Annotated in this window: 3 protein-coding genes; 2 read left to right on the top strand and 1 reads right to left on the bottom strand. The window is 47.7% G+C overall.

The genetic code is table 11. The features are described from left to right. Positions 1 to 523 precede the first annotated feature (523 nt). Positions 524 to 1,654 (top strand): glutamine-hydrolyzing carbamoyl-phosphate synthase small subunit, encoded by a 1,131-nt coding sequence (carA, locus tag Q1M25_RS09505; protein WP_300484071.1) that lies wholly within the window; start codon positions 524 to 526, stop codon positions 1,652 to 1,654. 137 nt (positions 1,655 to 1,791) lie between these two features. Next, positions 1,792 to 2,049: a SemiSWEET family transporter gene (locus Q1M25_RS09500; protein ID WP_300484070.1), complete on the top strand. Its 258-nt coding sequence runs from the start codon at positions 1,792 to 1,794 to the stop codon at positions 2,047 to 2,049. A gap of 57 nt (positions 2,050 to 2,106) precedes the next feature. Here the strand turns inward: Q1M25_RS09500 and Q1M25_RS09495 are convergent, their stop codons facing one another. Further along, positions 2,107 to 2,289, bottom strand: coding sequence for a hypothetical protein (locus Q1M25_RS09495; protein WP_300484069.1), 183 nt, complete (start codon positions 2,287 to 2,289; stop codon positions 2,107 to 2,109). Positions 2,290 to 2,517: the final 228 nt, after the last annotated feature.

Raw genomic sequence — 2,517 nt, 5'->3', positions numbered from 1 at the left:
GCGGCCTGATGGAGCGTTTTGCATAATGTGTTCTTTTTTCATCGGATAATCTCAGCTAAAAATGACGTTGTTTTTATTTTTTATAAGGTTACGATTCTAGCATAAACAGCCTGTTTCATGTTTGATTCGGCTGAATTTCCCTACGCTTATATTTCAAACACAACAAAAATGAAACAATCTGCCTGCTCAGTTTTCAGACGGCCTGACTGAATATTTAGTTCAACTTTATTCATCAAGCATTCCAAAAGCAAGGGACTGTACCGTAAAGATAAAACGTTTTTAAATTATCGATTATCTACTCTATGCTTGAAATTCCTATTACTTTGACTTAAAATACACTGCTTCTACGGCATAGACCGCTATGTCTGAAAAAGCACGTTACACAGCAAAATCAAAGCTGCGGAGCGTGTTTTTTTTTAGCCGAGATTTCCGAAGGCTGTCTTTTTTGTAAACAATTTTTATTTTTCAGACGGCCTGACCCATTTTTTCGAACCGACCATCATCAGGCAAACAGGATTCCATCATGACCACTCCGGCTCTTCTCGTTCTCGCTGACGGCAGCGTATTTCACGGCACATCAATCGGTTACGAAGGTTCGACTTCCGGCGAAGTCGTGTTCAACACTTCCATGACCGGCTATCAGGAAATCCTAACCGACCCTTCCTACTGCAAACAAATCGTTACCCTCACCTATCCACACATCGGCAACACCGGCACCAACGCCGAAGATGAAGAAAGCCGCAGCGTTTACGCCGCCGGTTTGATTATCCGCGACCTGCCGCTCTTGCACAGCAATTTCCGCGCATCCGAAAGCCTGCACGACTATTTGGTACGCAACAAAACCGTCGCCATCGCCGACATCGATACCCGCCGCCTGACCACCCTGTTGCGTGAAAAAGGCTCGCAAGGCGGTGCAATCTTGACCGGTGCAGATGCCACCGTTGAAAAAGCACAAGAACTGATTGCCGCATTCGGCAGCATGGTCGGCAAAGATTTGGCAAAAGAAGTTTCCTGCACGGAAACTTACGAATGGACCGAAGGCGAATGGGAGTTGGGCAAAGGTTTCGTTACACCTTCCGAACAGCTTTACCACGTCGTCGCCTACGATTTCGGCGTCAAAACCAATATCCTGCGTATGCTCGCATCACGTGGCTGCCGCCTGACTGTCGTTCCCGCACAAACCAGCGCGGAAGACGTCTTGGCACTCAATCCTGACGGCGTATTCCTGTCCAACGGCCCTGGCGACCCCGAGCCTTGCGACTACGCCATCAAAGCCGTACAAAAACTGATGGAAAGCGGCAAACCGATTTTCGGAATTTGCTTAGGACACCAACTGATCAGCCTCGCCATCGGCGCGAAAACCCTGAAAATGCGCTTCAGCCATCACGGTGCCAACCATCCGGTACAAGATTTGGACAGCGGCAAAGTCGTCATTACCAGCCAAAACCACGGTTTCGCCGTCGATGCCGACACTTTGCCTGCCAACGCACGCATTACCCACAAATCCTTGTTCGACAACACCTTGCAAGGCATCGAGCTGACAGACAAACCCGTATTCTGCTTCCAAGGCCACCCCGAAGCCAGTCCAGGCCCGCAAGATGTCGGTTATCTGTTCGATAAATTCATTGACAATATCAAAGCAGCAAAACAATAAAGCTGATTTTTTCAGACGGCCACACTCAACTCAACAACAGGCCGTCTGAAAACCAAACCTCAAAAAATATAAATTCAGGCACACTCTCAACATCTACACAGTCTGAAACCCAACCCTCGAATCAGAAAGGAAGAACTATGACAGAAAAACAAATGCGCATTCTTTCCGTCGTCGCCACCCTGACCGCCGTCGGTATGTACGTTTCCTATATCCCACAAATCCAAAACAACCTTGCCGGCAACCCCGGCTCGCCGCTGCAACCCCTCGTCGCCGCCATCAACTGCACATTATGGGTTGCCTACGGCTTTTTGAAAGAAAAACGCGACTACCCCGTCATGCTGGCAAACGCCCCGGGCATCTTTTTGGGCGTGATTACGGGGGTCACTAGTTGTTAAGGAAGTTTTCAGACGGCCTGTACAAAATAAAAACGCAAAAGGTCGTCTGAAAAAGAGTCACCAAAATATCAACGGCAGGAATTTTTCAGGTAGCTTTTTATCGAAAAGCAGATGGAACAAATGCCGCGAGCGTTTTTTCAGACGACCTTTGAATCCATCGGTAGGGTGTGTGCCGAAAGGCACGCACGCGGTGGGTTGGAGTTGCAGGGAAAATGGAGAACGCGTGCGTGCGTACCGCACACACCCTACATGAGGGCGACAACTTGCTTTTTCGGTTTCAGGCGGTTTAAAAAGGGGGCGTTACAGGCAAGTTGTTTGCTTCTTTATTTCTTAGCACAAAATGGAATGTAGTATGACTTTCATGGAATTTTTAGAGATGGTTGAAAACAATTTTGAAATAATTTCTGTGTGGGTGGCAGCAATTGTTTCATTTTCAGCTTTCCTTTTTCCACTACTCCCTGAAAAACT

The sequence above is a fragment of the uncultured Neisseria sp. genome, assembly GCF_951230505.1.
Classification (GTDB): Bacteria; Pseudomonadota; Gammaproteobacteria; order Burkholderiales; family Neisseriaceae; genus Neisseria.
The sequence above is the reverse complement of the archived record's forward strand: the minus strand, read 5'-3'. Positions and strand labels throughout refer to the sequence as shown.

Coding starts and splice junctions, on each gene's coding strand:
- carA (WP_300484071.1), top strand. CDS start 524: ATGACCACTCCGGCTCTTCTCGTTCTCGCTGACGGCAGCGTATTTCAC.
- Q1M25_RS09500 (WP_300484070.1), top strand. CDS start 1,792: ATGACAGAAAAACAAATGCGCATTCTTTCCGTCGTCGCCACCCTGACC.